19 protein-coding genes and 1 riboswitch are annotated in these 16,398 nt (G+C 48.5%); all 19 genes read left to right on the top strand.

The features are described 5' to 3' along the window. Nucleotides 1-4 precede the first annotated feature (4 nt). The 19 genes from ADM98_RS14700 to ADM98_RS14610 all read left to right on the top strand — a co-directional run bounded on the left by ADM98_RS14700 (nucleotide 5) and on the right by ADM98_RS14610 (nucleotide 16,383). The gene (locus tag ADM98_RS14700) at nucleotides 5-457 is read left to right on the top strand and encodes a DinB family protein (protein WP_053454137.1); all 453 of its coding nucleotides are present in this window, start codon (nucleotides 5-7) and stop codon (nucleotides 455-457) included. A 34-nt stretch (nucleotides 458-491) separates the two neighbouring features. Next, a complete protein-coding gene (locus ADM98_RS14695) occupies nucleotides 492-854 on the top strand; it encodes an arsenate reductase family protein (RefSeq protein ID WP_053454567.1) in 363 nt (120 codons plus the stop codon). A gap of 64 nt (nucleotides 855-918) precedes the next feature. Continuing rightward, on the top strand, nucleotides 919-1,302 hold the full coding sequence (gene gcvH / locus ADM98_RS14690) for a glycine cleavage system protein GcvH (RefSeq protein ID WP_029342437.1): 384 nt from the start codon (nucleotides 919-921) through the stop codon (nucleotides 1,300-1,302). A gap of 98 nt (nucleotides 1,303-1,400) precedes the next feature. Continuing rightward, nucleotides 1,401-1,682, top strand: a complete 282-nt coding sequence (locus ADM98_RS14685) for a thioredoxin family protein (RefSeq protein WP_035405990.1) — start codon at nucleotides 1,401-1,403, stop codon at nucleotides 1,680-1,682. A 539-nt stretch (nucleotides 1,683-2,221) separates the two neighbouring features. Then, on the top strand, nucleotides 2,222-2,860 hold the full coding sequence (locus tag ADM98_RS14680; RefSeq protein WP_053454136.1) for a class I SAM-dependent methyltransferase: 639 nt from the start codon (nucleotides 2,222-2,224) through the stop codon (nucleotides 2,858-2,860). 3 nt (nucleotides 2,861-2,863) lie between these two features. After that, complete coding sequence (locus tag ADM98_RS14675) at nucleotides 2,864-3,328, top strand: S-ribosylhomocysteine lyase (protein ID WP_029342435.1); 465 nt, start codon at nucleotides 2,864-2,866, stop codon at nucleotides 3,326-3,328. Next, entirely contained in the window at nucleotides 3,325-4,248 is a 924-nt protein-coding gene (locus tag ADM98_RS14670; protein WP_053454135.1) for a PLP-dependent cysteine synthase family protein, read from the top strand. The genes ADM98_RS14675 and ADM98_RS14670 overlap by 4 nt, the downstream gene beginning before the upstream one ends. Beyond that, nucleotides 4,241-5,407, top strand: a complete 1,167-nt coding sequence (locus ADM98_RS14665; protein WP_023469163.1) for a bifunctional cystathionine gamma-lyase/homocysteine desulfhydrase — start codon at nucleotides 4,241-4,243, stop codon at nucleotides 5,405-5,407. Before ADM98_RS14670 ends, ADM98_RS14665 begins: the two co-directional genes overlap by 8 nt. Before the next feature lie 57 nt (nucleotides 5,408-5,464). Beyond that, nucleotides 5,465-5,569: riboswitch (SAM riboswitch) on the top strand. 77 nt (nucleotides 5,570-5,646) lie between these two features. Then, nucleotides 5,647-6,669, top strand: a complete 1,023-nt coding sequence (locus ADM98_RS14660; RefSeq protein WP_053454134.1) for a methionine ABC transporter ATP-binding protein — start codon at nucleotides 5,647-5,649, stop codon at nucleotides 6,667-6,669. After that, on the top strand, nucleotides 6,666-7,331 hold the full coding sequence (locus tag ADM98_RS14655) for a methionine ABC transporter permease (protein WP_053454133.1): 666 nt from the start codon (nucleotides 6,666-6,668) through the stop codon (nucleotides 7,329-7,331). The genes ADM98_RS14660 and ADM98_RS14655 overlap by 4 nt, the downstream gene beginning before the upstream one ends. 33 nt (nucleotides 7,332-7,364) lie before the next feature. After that, nucleotides 7,365-8,192, top strand: a complete 828-nt coding sequence (locus tag ADM98_RS14650; RefSeq protein ID WP_053454132.1) for a MetQ/NlpA family ABC transporter substrate-binding protein — start codon at nucleotides 7,365-7,367, stop codon at nucleotides 8,190-8,192. 79 nt (nucleotides 8,193-8,271) lie between these two features. After that, nucleotides 8,272-9,522, top strand: coding sequence for an MDR family MFS transporter (locus ADM98_RS14645; RefSeq protein WP_053454131.1), 1,251 nt, complete (start codon nucleotides 8,272-8,274; stop codon nucleotides 9,520-9,522). Nucleotides 9,523-9,655: 133 nt separating this feature from the next. After that, on the top strand, nucleotides 9,656-10,441 hold the full coding sequence (sufC, locus tag ADM98_RS14640) for a Fe-S cluster assembly ATPase SufC (RefSeq protein ID WP_023469158.1): 786 nt from the start codon (nucleotides 9,656-9,658) through the stop codon (nucleotides 10,439-10,441). A gap of 18 nt (nucleotides 10,442-10,459) precedes the next feature. Continuing rightward, complete coding sequence (gene sufD / locus ADM98_RS14635) at nucleotides 10,460-11,737, top strand: Fe-S cluster assembly protein SufD (protein ID WP_023469157.1); 1,278 nt, start codon at nucleotides 10,460-10,462, stop codon at nucleotides 11,735-11,737. A gap of 1 nt (nucleotide 11,738) precedes the next feature. Next, entirely contained in the window at nucleotides 11,739-12,962 is a 1,224-nt protein-coding gene (locus ADM98_RS14630; RefSeq protein WP_053454130.1) for a cysteine desulfurase, read from the top strand. Next, nucleotides 12,952-13,386 (top strand): Fe-S cluster assembly sulfur transfer protein SufU, encoded by a 435-nt coding sequence (gene sufU / locus ADM98_RS14625; protein ID WP_023469155.1) that lies wholly within the window; start codon nucleotides 12,952-12,954, stop codon nucleotides 13,384-13,386. The genes ADM98_RS14630 and sufU overlap by 11 nt, the downstream gene beginning before the upstream one ends. 36 nt (nucleotides 13,387-13,422) lie before the next feature. Continuing rightward, nucleotides 13,423-14,820: a Fe-S cluster assembly protein SufB gene (gene sufB / locus ADM98_RS14620; RefSeq protein WP_053454129.1), complete on the top strand. Its 1,398-nt coding sequence runs from the start codon at nucleotides 13,423-13,425 to the stop codon at nucleotides 14,818-14,820. An 87-nt stretch (nucleotides 14,821-14,907) separates the two neighbouring features. Further along, complete coding sequence (locus tag ADM98_RS14615) at nucleotides 14,908-15,462, top strand: dihydrofolate reductase family protein (RefSeq protein WP_053454128.1); 555 nt, start codon at nucleotides 14,908-14,910, stop codon at nucleotides 15,460-15,462. A 78-nt stretch (nucleotides 15,463-15,540) separates the two neighbouring features. Continuing rightward, nucleotides 15,541-16,383 (top strand): DUF72 domain-containing protein, encoded by an 843-nt coding sequence (locus ADM98_RS14610; RefSeq protein ID WP_053454127.1) that lies wholly within the window; start codon nucleotides 15,541-15,543, stop codon nucleotides 16,381-16,383. Nucleotides 16,384-16,398 lie beyond the last annotated feature (15 nt).

The following is a 16,398-nucleotide window of genomic DNA, read 5'->3' as shown; positions in this document are numbered from 1 at the left end:
CGAGATGCGCCAAGAATTGGTTGAACTGCAATTTGCGATTGCCTACTATCAATCCCTTGAACGTTTGTCGCCAGAAGAATGGGAACTGCCGCTTGCCCTTAACAAGTGGACGGTCCTTGAGTGTGTCAGCCACCTCTATTTATGGGACCGGTTTTATTATGATCATGCCATCTCGAAGTTACCGGACGAACCGTTGACACTGGTCGAGACGGATTTCGATCAGTTCAATCGACTGGCAATCGAGTATGCGCATCATATCGATCCGCTTGCCTTACTGAAGAAAGCGATCAGTGTCCGGCGTGACATCGTCGACCATCTCAACCGTCTGTCTGACGAGGAATTTGCGGCGACCTATGAGAATTTCCGACCGCAAGAATTCGTCGAGTCGTTCGTTGCCCATGACGCCCATCATCAAGATCAGATCGACGGGGCGCTCGCACGCTTGAAGCAGAAGTGATCCATCTGCTACTCTTGAAGGTGAGGTGATGAACATGACAACAACAGTCACGATGTACGGCTATCCGAAATGTAGTACGTGCGTCAAAGCAAAAAAAGCACTCGAACAACACGGTGTCGAAGTCGATTACAAACATATCGTTGAAGAGACACCGTCTGCAGCAACGATTCAGGAGCTCCACCAAAAAAGTGGGGAGCCGTTGAAGAAGTTCTTCAACACGAGCGGTCAATCGTATCGTTCGCAAGGCATCAAGGACAAACTTCCTGCGTTATCAGAAGACGAGCAATACAAGTTGCTCGCAAGTGATGGTATGTTGCTGAAGCGTCCAATCGTTACCGACGGGAAAGACGTTACGATTGGCTTCAAGGAAGAATTGTATCAAGGAAAATGGTATTAAGTTCAGAGTCGATTTTGGTATACTGAACACGTTAGTCCAAATTAGTCCACAGGGGGAATCGGAAATGAGTCAAGTAAAAGACAACTTACGCTATTCGGAAGAACATGAATGGGTCGAAGTATCAGGAAACAAAGCGCGTATCGGAATCACGGATTTCGCGCAACACGAACTCGGGGATATCGTCTTCGTCGAATTACCTGAAGTTGGGGATACAATCTCAGCAAACGAGCCATTCGGTTCAGTCGAGTCGGTCAAGACAGTCTCAGAATTATATGCACCGATCTCTGGTAAAGTCGTTGCGATCAACGAAAACCTTTCGGATTCCCCAGAACTCGTCAACGAGTCACCATTTGAAGGCGCTTGGATGGTCGACATCGAAATCGAAGATGCTTCACAAGTTGAGGCATTGATGGACGCTGCAGCGTACAAATCGATGATCAACGAGTAATACTTAACGAAAAGAGAGTGAACGAGGCGCTTGCGTTTCGTCCGCTCTCTTTTTTTTGTATACTGACGACAGATACCACGAAGAAAGGAGAGACCCCAATGCAAGAGGTCACGACTGTCCCGGAAAACGGGTTATTGTATGTCTATGCACCGATGTGCGGGACATGCGCTATCGCGGAACGAATGCTTGATATCGTCGAAGCTACGGATTCAGGTCAATCGATTCAGAAGGCGAACGGGAATTTTATTCCGGACTTCTTAGAAGAAGCCCGAGTCATGAGCGTACCGGCGTTATTGCGAATCGAAGAAAACCAAGTCGTAGAGCGACTTTATGCTTTCCAGTCCGTCCAAAATGTCTTCGCTTTCTGTCAAGAACGTTAAGAAAAGTCCGACTGGATTTTTCTTTTTGTTAAATTGTCGGAATATTTACAATAATCCGTTGACAACGCAGAAATATGAATGGTATATTCATAACAACTTCTAGAAATGCATTATAGGAAGTCTAGCAGAGATGACCGTTCCATATGCTTCAAGTCTTGAACCCTTTCTCCCATCCTAAGCCGGTGTATTGTTTCCCCTTAAGTCGTCCCCCAAAGACGAAGCGGTGCAATAGACAGGTGGTGGATCGAAAGGACCGATCAGGAAGTGAACGTAAGCTGACGATCATGTCGAACAGGCGCCGTCCTCCACGCGGAAGAGCGAACAATTCCGAATGGAGCTGGGTTTTCCTTCGTAGCATTTCTAACCACATTATTCGTGTTGTCGGTTCGCCGGCAACGCCTTTTTTTTGTTTTCTGGAAGTTTTTCGAGCCGGTCGCTTGCCAGGATAGGATCTCCTTGCTACAATGCGAATAAGGAAAATTACTTTAATTCATATCCGATTACTCGGAATTAACTGGTGAGATGGAGGACGACAAGGCATGACAGTACGTTTTATGGATGTTTTCACAGAATGGGCATCGACGTATGACGAGACAGTAACCGGGCACGATCCGGAGTATAAAGAAGTCTTTCGTCGATACGATGAGATTTTGGATACAGTAGCGGATAAAGCGCAGTCGCCGGTCATTGAATTCGGAGCAGGCACAGGGAACCTGACACAACGTCTTCTAACACGTCACGACGCCGTACTCGCCGTCGAACCAAGTCCAGAGATGCGGGCGATTTTGACGGAGAAGATTCCATCGCTTGATGTACAGGATGGTCACTTCCTCTCGTTCAAAGCGAAGGAAGCAAGCAGTTTCGTCTCCACTTATGCGTTTCATCATCTAACGGATGAGGAAAAGGGAGAAGCAATTGATCTGATGGCGTCGCATTTACCGAAAGACGGAAAAATCGTCTACGCGGATACGATGTTCGTCTCAGAAGAGGCGCGCCTGCAAACGATCCGCGAAGCACGCGCTCAAGGGTTTGACGCATTAGCGGACGATCTCGAACGCGAGTTTTACCCGTTGATTCCAGTCATGGAAGAATTGTTTACAGCACGGGGATTCACTGTTAACTTCACACAATACAATCACTTCGTCTGGCTCGTAGAAGCCGAGAAAATGGGGGAATAAATCATGGCACTTCAAAAAATGAACGTCGAAAGCTTTAACCTGGATCATACGAAAGTCAAAGCACCTTACATCCGCGTCGCAGGATATAAAGAAGGTAAAGTGGACCAAGTCGTCAAATACGATATCCGTTTCACACAACCAAACGTTGAGCAAATGCCGATGCGTGCGATGCACACACTCGAGCACTTACTTGCTGAAAACATTCGTAACTACTCGGATGATGTCATCGATGTCTCGCCAATGGGATGCCAAACAGGTTTCTACATGGCGATGATGAACTTTGACTCGGTCGAAAAAATGAGCGAACTCGTTGAGAAGACGTTGAATGACGTCCTCGCAGCAGAAGAGATTCCAGCGCAAAACGAAGTCCAATGTGGATTTGCAAGCGCACATGACCTTAAAGGAGCGAAGCACTATGCCGAGAAAATGCTTGCCGGTCGTGATGAATGGGACATCGTCTTCGGATGATCGCGAACAACGTCCGCGACCTCGTCGGAAACACACCACTCTACGAGATTACTTCATTCGATTTGCCTGCTGGTACGCGCATTTTGGCGAAGCTCGAATGGATGAACCCTGGGGGCAGCGTCAAAGACCGCCTTGGCATTCAACTCGTTGATGCAGCAATCGAAAACGGATATGTGACACCAGGCGGTACGATCATCGAGCCGACAGCCGGGAATACCGGCATCGGCTTGGCGCTCGCCGCTAAGAAATACGATCTACAAGTCATTTGTGTCGTTCCAGAAAAATTCAGTCAGGAAAAGCAGACGTTGATGCGGGCACTCGGCGCAACCGTCGTCAACACACCGACTGAACTTGATATGCAAGGGGCAATTGACCGGGCAAAAGAACTCGGTCAGGAAATTCCGAACAGTTACGTTCCGTTACAATTCGAAAACGAAGAAAATCCAGTCACGTATCAGCGGACACTCGGTCCTGAGCTGATTGCTGACTTACCGCATATCGACTGGTTCGTTGCCGGTTGTGGTTCAGGTGGTACATTTGCCGGAACAGCGGACTTCTTAAAACAACGTCTCGGCACAAAAGCAGCGATCGTCGAACCGGAAGGCTCCGTTTTAAACGGTGGTCCCGCCGGTCCGCACAAGACAGAAGGCATCGGTACAGCAAAATGGCCAAGTCTCGTGCCGCGTGAGCTCGTTGACGAGATTCATACGATTTCTGACCGCGATGCATTTGACGCGGTCCATACACTTGCCGCTCGTGAAGGACTACTCGTCGGTAGTTCAGCAGGTGCAGCGCTCGTTGCTGCCCTTGATATCGCGAAGCGTCACCCCGGCAGTACGATCGTCACGGTCTTCGCAGACAGTGCCGAACGCTACTTAAGCCAACAAATCTTTGAAAAGGTGGACGAAACTCATGCGTAAGAAGACAGCATTGATTCATGGAGGAACAGGTGTCGACCGGGCAACAGGTGCCGTCACACCACCGATCTATCAAACAAGCACATACAAGCAGGATAAAATCGGTCAACTCAAAGACGGATACGAATACTCACGGACAGCGAACCCAACACGGACGAGCATCGAACGTTTGATTGCAGATCTTGAAGGCGGCGCACGTGGTTTTGCATTCGGTTCTGGGATGGCAGCGATCCATGCCGTCTTCCATTTGCTTGAGTCTGGTGACCACATCGTCATGACAGATGACGTTTATGGTGGAACGTTCCGCTTGATGCAACGCGTCTTACCGAAGTTCAACATCCAAGTGACATTCGTCGATACGACGGATCTTGCAGCAACGGAAGCAGCGATTCAAGACAACACGAAAATCGTCTACGTCGAAACACCAACGAATCCATTGTTGAAAGTAACAGATATCGAGGCAATCGCAACGATCGCAAAACGTCACGATCTCAAACTCGTCGTCGATAACACGTTCGCAACACCATACCATCAACAACCACTCGCACTTGGTGCAGACATCGTCTTGCACAGTGCAACAAAATACATCGGCGGACACTCGGACGTCGTCGCTGGTCTTGTCGTCGTCAAAGATGATGCGCTCGGCGAAGAACTGCACTTCATCCAAAACTCGACAGGTGGCGTTCTTGGACCGCAAGACAGTTTCTTGCTCGTCCGTGGTCTTCGTACGCTTGGTATTCGGATGGATGCGATCGAAGAAACAGCCCATGATCTCGTTGCGTTCTTACAAGCACAAGACATCGTTTCAAACATCTTCTACCCAGGACTTGCATCGCACCCTGGACATGACATCCAAGCGAAACAAGCGACTGGATTCGGTGGGATGATCAGCTTTGATGTCGGTTCAGCAGCGAACGCAGAAAAACTCGTCGAGGCAACACACTTCTTCACACTCGCTGAGAGTCTTGGCGCCGTTGAGAGTCTGATTTCCGTTCCTGCACGGATGACGCACGCGTCAATCCCAGCAGAGCGTCGGGCAGAACTCGGGATCACAGACGGTCTCGTTCGGATTTCAGTTGGACTTGAGGATGCGGAAGATTTGAAAGAAGACTTAACACGTGCTTTCACGTTCCTCGAAAAAGTTTCTGAAAAAACTGTTTGACAACAAAAATAACCCCTGCTAATATTCAGAATATATTCTACAAACTTAATACCGAAACTCTTATCGAGAGTGGTGGAGGGACTGGCCCGATGAAACCCGGCAACCGCGGATCTAATCCGAAGTGGTGCTAATTCCAGCAGACAAAAGTCTGGGAGATGAGAGCAAATGGTTTTGTGTACTGAAAAGTGCGCGCGTTTGCTCAAAAACGCGCGCACTTTTTTTATTTAGGAGGGACAGTTGTGATTCGTTTACAAGACGTAGGAAAGATTTATCGCTCAAAGCGCGGAGCGGTCGAAGCCGTTGCGAATGTTGATCTGACAATCGAGCGCGGTGAAATTTTTGGAATAATCGGTTATTCCGGAGCAGGGAAATCGACTCTGATTCGCTTGCTTAATATGCTCGAGGCACCAACGAGTGGTTCGATCCAAATCGATGGTGTTGAAATGACATCACTCAAACCAAAAGAATTACGAGGCGTCCGTAAGAATGTCTCGATGGTTTTCCAACACTTCAACTTACTCTGGTCACGGACTGTTGAAGAAAACATCATGTTCCCACTCGAACTCGGTGGCTTCCCGAAAGCACGCCGCAAAGAACGAGTCGCGGAGTTGATCCAACTCGTTGGTTTGGACGGACGAGAAGGGGCTTACCCGTCACAATTATCCGGTGGTCAAAAGCAACGTGTCGGTATCGCTCGAGCACTTGCATCGAACCCGGACGTTCTCTTATGTGACGAGGCAACAAGTGCACTCGATCCAAAAACGACGGACTCAATCCTTGAGTTACTCGTCGACATCAACCAGAAACTGAAATTGACGATCGTCTTGATCACACATGAGATGCACGTCATTCAGAAAATCTGTCACCGGGTCGCCGTCATGGAAGCCGGTAAAATCGTCGAGCAAGGTCCAGTCGCAGAAGTCTTCCGTCATCCGAAGCAAGCGATGACGAAGGAATTCGTCAAACAATTGACGTCACCATTGGAAAACGAGTTGACGTTCGCGAAACTCCGCGAACGGTACCCAACCGGAAAGATCGTTCAGTTGACGTTCGTCGGATCGACGGCGGAAAGCCCGATCCTTGCGGAAGTCATGAAAGATTCACCGGTCCTGTTCAATATCATCGGCGGGAACGTTGGTCAATCGCAGGAAGGGGCACTCGGTACACTGTTCATTCAGTTGATCGGGGAAACTGAAGCAACACAAGAGGTCATCACGAAGCTTCAAGCCAGTGATGTTGAAGTGGAGGTGGATCACCGATGATTTCATTCTTTGACAACCTAGACTGGGAGATGGTGTGGGGAGCGACAGGCAGTACTGTTTATATGACAGCAGTCGCCGGTCTTTCGACATTCATTCTCGGTCTGATCATTGGTTTATTATTGTTTGCGACAAACGAAGAGTTGTTGTTCAAGAACCGAGCATTTTATTCAATCTTAAGCTTACTCGTCAACGTCTTCCGTTCGGTTCCATTCATCATCTTACTGATCTTATTAATTCCGATTACGTTAGCGCTTTTCGGTTCATTCCTCGGACCAACGGCAGCATTACCGGCACTGATCTTGGGAGCCGCTCCATTTTATGGTCGAATGGTCGAACTCGCGTTACGCGAAGTCGATAAAGGTGTCATCGAGGCAGCTGAATCGATGGGCGCGACGAAGTTCCAGATCATCTATAAAGTCTTAATCCCAGAAGCGTTGCCTGCCATCGTTTCGGGTATCACGGTCACACTCGTTTCACTTGTCGGTTATACGGCAATGGCCGGAGTAATCGGTGGAGGTGGACTGGGGGACATGGCCTTCATCGAAGGATTCCAGCGTTCTCGAAACGATATCATCGTCATTGCGACACTCTTAATCTTAGCGATCGTCTTCGTCATCCAAATCATTGGTGACTTGTTGATCCGGGCAATCGATAAACGTTAATTCAAATCTTGATTATAATTGGAGGAATCATTCATGAAAGTTTGGAAAAAATTCGTAGGTACTGCCGCTGTATCTGTTTTAGCAATCAGCCTTGCTGCTTGTGGTGAAAAATCATCAGGAAGCGACGATAAAACACTCGTCATCGGTGCTTCAAACGTACCGCACGCTGAGATTCTTGAGCATGTCAAAAAGGAATATGAAGCAAAAGGTTACAAGCTTGAAATCAAGAAGTTCCAAGATTATGTACTTCCGAACAAAGCACTTGCATCAAAAGAAATCGATGCGAACTACTTCCAGCACGTACCGTACCTCGAGCAACAAGAAAAAGAAAATAAATCGTATAAGTTCGCGAACGCAGGTGGCGTCCACGTTGAACCACTCGGTATCTATTCGAAGAAATACAAGTCACTCGATAAGTTACCAAACGGTGCAACAATCTTAACGAGCTCAAACGTCGCGGAACGCGGTCGTGTCTTGACGTTCCTTCAAAACGAAGGGTTGATCAAACTCAAAGACGGTAAAACGACAGATGCGCAACTCGGTGATATCGCGGAGAACCCGAAGAAACTCAAGTTCAAAACGAACATCGAAGCATCACTTCTTCCGCAAGCTTACAAAAACAATGAAGGCGACGCAGTCCTCATCAACACGAACTATGCGATCGATAACGGTCTGAACCCATTGAAAGACGCGATCGCATCAGAAGATGAGTCGTCACCATACGTCAACATCATCGTTACACGTGATGGCGATGAAAAAGACAAGCGTGTCACAGCACTTATTGACGTGCTACACGAAAAGAAAAACCAAGATTGGATTCTCGACAAGTACAAAGGTGCGGTCGTTCCAGTCAGCAAATAAGTTCACCGAAGCCGGCATCCTTCCTATATAATGGAAGGATGCTTTTCATTTGTCTGAAACAGGGGTTAGGGGGAATTATATGCAACGCATTCGTCAACTGCATCCGTTGACACTCGGGGTCTTGTTCGGGACGTTTTTCTCGCGTCTTGGAACGTTCATCACGATGCCATTCTTCGCCATCTACATGACGACCGTCTTGAAATTTGATCCGGTTGATGTCGGCTGGGTCCTCAGTATCTCGGCGATCGCCAGTCTCGTCATGAGTTTCATCGGTGGTACATTGTCGGACCGCTACGGTCGTCGGGCGATGATGCTCGCTGGAACAATTGGGTTCGCGGTCGTCTTCATTGCGCTCGCTCAAGTCGAGACGTTTTGGGCGTTCTTCATTCTGAGTGCCTTGAACGGGGTTTGTCGTTCGATTTTTGAACCATCCGCTCGTGCCTTGATCAGTGATACGACGGACGAAGCGAACCGGTTGTTCGTCTTCAATATCCGTTACGCGATGATCAACATCGCAGCAGCGATCGGTCCGGGAATCGCCTTACTGCTGAGTGCGGGGAACACGTCAGCGACGTTTTACATCACAGCGTTCGTCTATATCGCGTACGGGGTGATGATCGGTATCTTGTTCAAACGCCATCCAATCACTGAGACGCACGGTGGCAAGAAGGTGTCGTTTGGAGCGACGATTCGTCTGTTGCGGACCGACATTGCCTTTACGCTCGCACTCGCGGGTATCATCTTCGGTGTCTTCGGTTACAGCCAGTTCAACTCGACCTTGCCACAGTTTTTGACGGAGACGTCACTGCTTGAAGGTGGGAAGACGCTCTATGCGATCTTGATTACGATCAATGCGATTACCGTCTTAATCGTGCAATATCCAATCATGAAGTTTGGTGTTAAGACGTCACCACTCGTCTCGATTACGACCGGGATTGCGACCGTTGCTGTCGGTTTGTTCATCATCGGTAATGCGAGTTCGATTTGGTTGATGGTCGTCGCGATGGTCATCTTCACGTGCGGCGAAGTCATGATGTTTACGATGACTGACATCTTGACCGATCGCTTTGCGAAGCCAGAATTACGAGGTAGTTATTTCGGAGCGATGGGGTTAACATCGATTGGTCAATCGATCGGTCCAATTGCCGGTGGTCATTTATTAAGTTTATATGGAGCGGACCGTCCATTACCGATTTTCGGGATTTTAGCGGGCTTGACATTGTTCGGAATACCACTGCTCTTACTGTCACAACGGATTCATCGGGGTTCGACGATCAAGGAACTAGAGGAACCGGTCACACTTTCGAATGATTCTCAACAAAACGCATGATTTTGAGAAAAAACAACGAGCGATGACGCTTGAATAATACGCCATGTTTCTTTAAGATTAGAATGATACTAAATTAGTAACGCTCGTGTTCTGAATCGTCAGTCACGAAATGAATAGATGGAGGGATTCTAACATGAAGGCTTCACACTTGAAGATTGAAGATCTACACGTCGCGATCGACGGCAAGGAAATCTTGAAAGGCGTCAACTTGGAAATCAAAGGCGGGGAAATCCACGCGGTCATGGGACCAAACGGGACAGGTAAATCAACACTCGCATCAGCATTGATGGGTCACCCATCGTACGAAGTAACATCTGGTTCAGTCACACTCGACGGCGAAGACGTCCTCGACATGGAAGTCGATGAGCGCGCACAAGCAGGTATGTTCCTCGCAATGCAGTACCCAAGCGAAATCAGTGGTGTTACGAACTCAGACTTCCTTCGTTCAGCGATCAACTCGCGTCGTGAAGAAGGCGATGAAATCTCACTCATGAAGTTCATCCGTGAGCTTGATTCACAAATGGGTCTTCTCGAGATGCCTTCAGAAATGGCACACCGTTACCTCAACGAAGGTTTCTCTGGTGGAGAAAAGAAACGTAACGAAATTCTTCAAATGATGATGCTCAAACCAGCGATCGCAATTCTTGATGAAATCGATTCAGGTCTTGATATCGATGCACTTAAAGTCGTTGCAAAAGGTGTCAACGAAATGCGTTCACCTGAATTCGGCTGCTTGATCATCACGCACTACCAACGTCTCTTGAACTATATCGAGCCAGACTTCATCCACATCATGATGGGCGGAAAAATCGTCATGTCTGGTGGTAAAGAACTCGCACACCGTCTCGAAGCAGAAGGTTATGACTGGGTTAAAAAAGAACTCGGCATCGAAGACGTCGAAATCGAAACAAAAGCGTAAGACGAGGGAGGAAGCATGATGACTGTAGAACTGAATCTTGCAGTAAATCGCGAGGCAGTGGCAGAACGTGCGACTCGCTTAGGGGAACCATCTTGGATGGTCGCAAAGCGTCAAGACGCGCTTGATCTTGCCCCAACGCTCGCATTGCCAAAAGTAGAAAAAATCAAGATCGAAGGCTGGAACTTCACAGAAGGTACGACGGAACTTGAAACCGTCACTGGTCTTTCTTCAGATATCGAAGCATTGATCGGCGAAAACCGTGATCACATGCTCGTCACGCGTAACGGACAACTCGTCCACGCGCAAAACAGTGAAGCGGCGAACGGCGTCATCTTCACGACGCTCGAAGACGCATTAAAACAACACCCGGAACTCGTCGAGAAGTACTTCATGACGGAAGGCGTTCAAGTCAACGAAGATCGTCTTGCGGCATTAAACGCAGCACTTCGTAACGGCGGTACGTTCCTTTATGTACCAAAAGGCGTCAAGCTTTCTGTACCGATGCAAGCAATCTACACGCTTGAGCAATCAGGCGCTGCACTTTACCACCATGCAATCATCGTTGCAGACGCTGATAGCGAATTGACGTATATCGAAAACTTCGTCTCTTACGGTGACGAAGCGCACAACGTCAACGTCGTCACAGAAGTATTCGTCGAAGACAACGCAAAAGTTCTCTTCGGTGGTGTAGATACACTATCTAAGGGTGCCATCACGTATATGAACCGTCGTGGTGTCGTCAAACAAGGCGCGAAGCTCGAATGGGCACTCGGTCACATGAATGACGGTCACACGGTCACAGAAACAAAAACACACCTCGTCGGAAACGATTCGTTCTCAGATACGAAAGCCGTTACGGTCGGTCGTGGAGAGCAAAAACAAAACTTCAACGTCCGTACGGACCATTTCGGTAAAGGATCAGAAGGTTTCATCTTGATCCACGGTGTCCAAAAAGACGCAGCAACATCGATCTTCAACGGAACGTCGATGATCCATCACGGCGCTTCAAAATCAAACGGCGTTCAAACGGAACGTGTCCTCATGTTGTCTGAAAAGGCACGTGGTGATGCAAACCCAATCCTCTTGATCGATGAGGATGATGTTATGGCAGGACACGCGGCATCTGTCGGTCGTGTCGATGAATTACAACTCTACTACTTGATGAGCCGTGGCCTTTCACGGAAGGAAGCAGAACGCCTCGTCGTTCACGGTTTCCTCCAGCCAGTCGTCTCGGAACTTGCGATTGACTCGGTGAAAGAACGTCTCGTTCAAGTCATCGAAGGGAAAGTAAACTAATATGGGAATCGATGCATCCATCCGCAATCAGTTTCCGATCCTCGACCAACAGGTCAACGACCGGAAACTCGTCTATCTCGATAGTGCGGCCTCGTCGCAGAAGCCGCTCGTCGTCATCAATGCGATTGACGACTACTATAAGACGATTCATTCGAATGTGCACCGTGGCGTCCATACGCTCGGAACACGAGCGACGGATGCGTACGAAGGTGCGCGTGAGAACGTTCGTCGTTTCATCCAGGCGCAACACCATGAAGAAATTATCTTTACCCGCGGCACGACGACAGCGATTAATATCGTCGCGTCAAGCTACGGGATGGAGCATGTCGAAGAAGGCGACGAAATCGTCGTCACGTACCTCGAACACCATGCAAATCTCATTCCGTGGCAACAAGTCGCTAAACGCAAAAAAGCGAAGTTGAAATACGTTGATTTGACAACGGATGGTCGCGTGACGGTCGAAGCGGTCGAAGCACAACTGTCCGACCGGACGAAGATCGTCGCGATGGCACATGTTTCGAACGTCCTCGGTACGATCAATCCGATCAAAGAAGTCGCGCGTCTTGCGCATGCTCGAGGTGCCGTCATGGTCGTCGATGCCGCGCAAAGTGCACCGCATCAACGAATTAATGTCACGGATCTCGATTGTGATTTCCTCGCCTTCTCTGCACACAAGATGTGTGGTCCAACAGGCGTTGGTGTCCTTTACGGGAAAAAGGCATTACTCAATGCGATGGAACCGGTTGAGTTCGGTGGCGAGATGATTGATTACGTCGGTCTTGAAGAATCGACGTTCAAACCATCGCCATACCGTTTCGAAGCGGGTACACCAATCATCGCGGGTGCTGTTGGTTTATCAGCAGCAATCGATTTCTTAGAAGAGATTGGTCTTGAAAACGTCGAAGCACACGAACGTGAACTCGCGCAGTACGCGATGGCACAAATGCGTGACATCGACGGACTAACGATTTACGGTCCGGAAGAACGCGTTGGGCTCGTCACGTTCAATCTCGGTGATGTCCATGCACATGACGTCGCAACCGTCCTTGATATGCAAGGAATCGCGGTTCGTGCCGGTCACCATTGTGCACAGCCATTGATGCGTTGGCTCGGGGCGAGCTCGACGGCTCGCGCTAGCTTCTATCTGTATAACACGAAAGAAGAGGTTGACGCACTCGTGACAGGACTTCGCCAAACGAAGGAGTATTTCAGTCATGGATTTTAACAATCTCGATCACTTGTATCGTCAAGTGATCATGGATCACTATAAAACTCCCCGAAATCGCGGTGCGATCGAGGGGGGCGTCACGATCGACATGAACAATCCGACGTGCGGCGATACGATTCGTCTCCAGCTCGCGATTGAAGACGATGTCGTCCGTGATGCAAAATTTGACGGGGAGGGCTGTTCTATCAGCATGGCGTCTGCTTCAATGATGACGCAACTCGTCAAAGGGAAAACTATCGAAGAAGCCTTACGACTCGCGGATATCTTTTCGGACATGGTCCAAGGAAAAGACTATGACGACGAATCGTTCGACCTCGGGGACGTCGAGGCACTCTCGGGTGTCACGAAATTCCCGGCACGGATCAAATGTGCGACACTTGCCTGGAAGGCGCTCGAACGCGGCGTAGAAGAAGGGAAGTAAACTTCGGTCACAAGCAAGTAAGAGGAGGAAATGAACATGGCAAAGAACATGCCGGAAATTGGCGATTATAAATATGGTTTCCACGATCGCGACATCTCGATCTTCCGTTCTGGACGCGGCTTGACGACTGAAGTCGTCGAAACGATCTCGAAAATGAAGGAAGAACCACAATGGATGCTTGATTTCCGTTTGAAATCACTCAAGATTTTCAACGAACAAGCGATGCCGGCGTGGGGTGGCGATCTCTCAGAATTGAACTTCGACGACATCACGTACTATGTCAAGCCGTCTGAACGTGCAGAGAAATCGTGGGATGAAGTACCAGAAGAAATCAAACGTACGTTTGATAAGCTCGGTATCCCTGAAGCAGAGCAAAAATACTTGGCAGGTGTCTCGGCTCAGTACGAGTCAGAGGTCGTCTACCACAACATGAAGGAAGACCTCGAAGATATCGGTGTCGTCTTCAAAGATACAGATACAGCGTTAAAAGAAAACGAAGATATTTTCCGTGAATACTTCGGAAAATTGATTCCGCCAACAGACAACAAGTTCGCAGCATTGAACACAGCGGTCTGGTCAGGTGGATCGTTCATCTACGTACCAAAAGGTGTTAAAGTCGACACGCCGCTTCAAGCCTACTTCCGAATCAACTCGGAAAACATGGGTCAATTCGAGCGGACATTGATCATCGTTGACGAAGAAGCATCTGTTCACTACGTCGAAGGATGTACAGCACCGGTCTACACGACGAACTCGCTTCACTCAGCGGTCGTTGAGATCTTCATCAACAAAAATGCCTACTGCCGTTACACGACGATCCAAAACTGGGCGAACAACGTCTACAACCTCGTTACGAAGCGTGCGATCTGTGAAGCTGGCGCAACGATGGAATGGGTCGATGGTAACATCGGTTCGAAACTGACGATGAAATACCCAGCCGTCATCCTCAAAGGTGAAGGTTCACGTGGTATGACATTGTCGATTGCAATCGCTGGTAAAGGTCAACACCAAGATGCAGGTGCGAAAATGATTCACTTAGCACCGAACACGTCGTCGACGATCGTCTCGAAGTCGATCTCAAAACACGGTGGTAAAGTCACGTACCGTGGTATCGTTCACTTTGGACGTAAAGCGACAGGTGCACGTTCGAACATCGAATGTGACACGCTCATCATGGATAACCAATCGACGTCGGATACGATTCCGTACAACGAAATCCTCAACGATAACATTTCGCTCGAGCACGAAGCGAAAGTCTCGAAGGTCTCGGAAGAGCAATTGTTCTACCTCATGAGCCGCGGGATTTCACAAGAGGAAGCAACGGAAATGATCGTCATGGGCTTCATCGAGCCATTCACAAAAGAACTTCCAATGGAATATGCGGTCGAAATGAACCGTCTCATCAAGTTCGAGATGGAAGGTTCAATCGGATAATTCGTCTTACTCTCTCATCTGCGGATGAGAGAGTTTTTTTCATGACTTGAGGAAAACGGGTAAAGGAGGGAAAGAGGAGGGATTATTATGCGTGACATCGTCTATTCCTTTCAAGTCTCACTTGACGGTTATATCGAGGACGCCTCAGGCAGTATCGCTTTTGCCTCGCCGGATGAAGCGTTACACCAGTATTTCAACGATTATGAGAAAACGTTCGATACCCATGTCTATGGACGGCGTTTGTATGAAATGATGCAGTACTGGGAGACGGCGGATCAAGAAGACGAGCCGATCATTGTTGAGTATGCAAAAACGTGGCAAAAACTCGATAAGATTGTCTTCTCGCGTACGCTTGAATCCGTTTCAGGAAATGCGCGTCTTGCGACTCAGTCGCTTGTAGAGGAACTCCAAGCTCTAAAAGCCTTACCTGGTAAACAGATTGCGATTGGAGGAGCGACACTTGCTGCTGAAGCAGTTAAGTTAGGACTCGTCGATCGCTATCATGTCGTGATTTATCCCGTGCTCCTCGGTAACGGTCGAAAAATGTTTTCTGTTTTTGATCAGCCTCAACAATTAAGAATAATCAAAACAGAGCGCTTCGAATCAGGATGTATCATACTTGAATATGAACGTTTAAATTGAAGCATTGAAGAAGAAATCGTAGATTCTGCTATGCTATGATGAATAGGTAGAAAAGTACACGTGAGGGGGGAAGAGAGCATGATATATATCGGTGTCACAGGCTGGGGAGATCATGATAGTCTCTACTTGACCCCGCAGGACCGAAAGGAAAAATTAGCGGCCTATGCCGGGCATTTTCCAGCAGTCGAGGTCGACTCGACGTTCTATGCGATTCAACCAGAACGAAACTACGAGAAATGGGTATCTGAGACACCGGACGGGTTCCGCTTCATCGTCAAGGTTCACCGGGCGATGAGTGGGCACGACCGAGAAAACAAAGATCCGCTCGGACCGATTTTTGAACAATATATCGCGTCAATCGAACCGATGCGAAAGAGTGGAAAAATTGCGGCAATCCTTGTCCAACTTCCACCATGGTTCGATGTCAGTAAATTGCACTTGGAATACTTGCAAACGATCCGAAAATCACTTGCCGGACTGCCGGTCGCGATCGAATTCCGAAATCCATCGTGGTACTCGGAAATATACCGTGAGCGGACGCTCCGTTTTCTGAAGGAACATCAGTTCATTCATACGATTTGTGACGAACCGCAGACCGAAGATGGTTCCGTCCCATTCGTACCAGTCGTGACGCAAGAGACGGCATTCATACGATTACATGGACGAAACAAGGCCGGTTGGTTAAAGAAACCGAGTCAAAGTAGTGACGATTGGCGAAAAGTCCGCTGTCTCTATCGTTACTCAGAAGAAGAGCTACAAGAACTTGCAAGTCACGTCCGCGACGTTGCAGCGCAAGCAAAGGATGTCTATGTCTTTTTCAATAACAACTCAGCAGGAGATGCTGCCCCGAATGCGAAACGACTAATCGAGATACTTGATCTCGACTATGAACTCGCACCGCGACAAATCTCTTTGTTTTAAATCATCAAGGGGGGC

This window comes from Exiguobacterium sp. BMC-KP (assembly GCF_001275385.1).
Taxonomy (GTDB): domain Bacteria; phylum Bacillota; class Bacilli; order Exiguobacteriales; family Exiguobacteriaceae; genus Exiguobacterium_A.
Note: the sequence above shows the minus strand (reverse complement) of the source record. Positions and strands in the feature narration are given on the sequence as shown.

Bases quoted from the DNA above. Each gene is read 5' to 3' on its own strand.
- sufB (WP_053454129.1), top strand. From the start codon at position 13,423: ATGGCAAAGAACATGCCGGAAATTGGCGATTATAAATATGGTTTCCAC.
- ADM98_RS14685 (WP_035405990.1), top strand. From the start codon at position 1,401: ATGCAAGAGGTCACGACTGTCCCGGAAAACGGGTTATTGTATGTCTAT.
- gcvH (WP_029342437.1), top strand. From the start codon at position 919: ATGAGTCAAGTAAAAGACAACTTACGCTATTCGGAAGAACATGAATGG.
- ADM98_RS14645 (WP_053454131.1), top strand. From the start codon at position 8,272: ATGCAACGCATTCGTCAACTGCATCCGTTGACACTCGGGGTCTTGTTC.
- sufC (WP_023469158.1), top strand. From the start codon at position 9,656: ATGAAGGCTTCACACTTGAAGATTGAAGATCTACACGTCGCGATCGAC.
- sufD (WP_023469157.1), top strand. From the start codon at position 10,460: ATGACTGTAGAACTGAATCTTGCAGTAAATCGCGAGGCAGTGGCAGAA.
- ADM98_RS14670 (WP_053454135.1), top strand. From the start codon at position 3,325: ATGATCGCGAACAACGTCCGCGACCTCGTCGGAAACACACCACTCTAC.
- sufU (WP_023469155.1), top strand. From the start codon at position 12,952: ATGGATTTTAACAATCTCGATCACTTGTATCGTCAAGTGATCATGGAT.
- ADM98_RS14665 (WP_023469163.1), top strand. From the start codon at position 4,241: ATGCGTAAGAAGACAGCATTGATTCATGGAGGAACAGGTGTCGACCGG.
- ADM98_RS14695 (WP_053454567.1), top strand. From the start codon at position 492: ATGACAACAACAGTCACGATGTACGGCTATCCGAAATGTAGTACGTGC.
- ADM98_RS14680 (WP_053454136.1), top strand. From the start codon at position 2,222: ATGACAGTACGTTTTATGGATGTTTTCACAGAATGGGCATCGACGTAT.
- ADM98_RS14615 (WP_053454128.1), top strand. From the start codon at position 14,908: ATGCGTGACATCGTCTATTCCTTTCAAGTCTCACTTGACGGTTATATC.
- ADM98_RS14630 (WP_053454130.1), top strand. From the start codon at position 11,739: ATGGGAATCGATGCATCCATCCGCAATCAGTTTCCGATCCTCGACCAA.
- ADM98_RS14655 (WP_053454133.1), top strand. From the start codon at position 6,666: ATGATTTCATTCTTTGACAACCTAGACTGGGAGATGGTGTGGGGAGCG.
- ADM98_RS14675 (WP_029342435.1), top strand. From the start codon at position 2,864: ATGGCACTTCAAAAAATGAACGTCGAAAGCTTTAACCTGGATCATACG.
- ADM98_RS14700 (WP_053454137.1), top strand. From the start codon at position 5: ATGCGCCAAGAATTGGTTGAACTGCAATTTGCGATTGCCTACTATCAA.
- ADM98_RS14610 (WP_053454127.1), top strand. From the start codon at position 15,541: ATGATATATATCGGTGTCACAGGCTGGGGAGATCATGATAGTCTCTAC.
- ADM98_RS14650 (WP_053454132.1), top strand. From the start codon at position 7,365: ATGAAAGTTTGGAAAAAATTCGTAGGTACTGCCGCTGTATCTGTTTTA.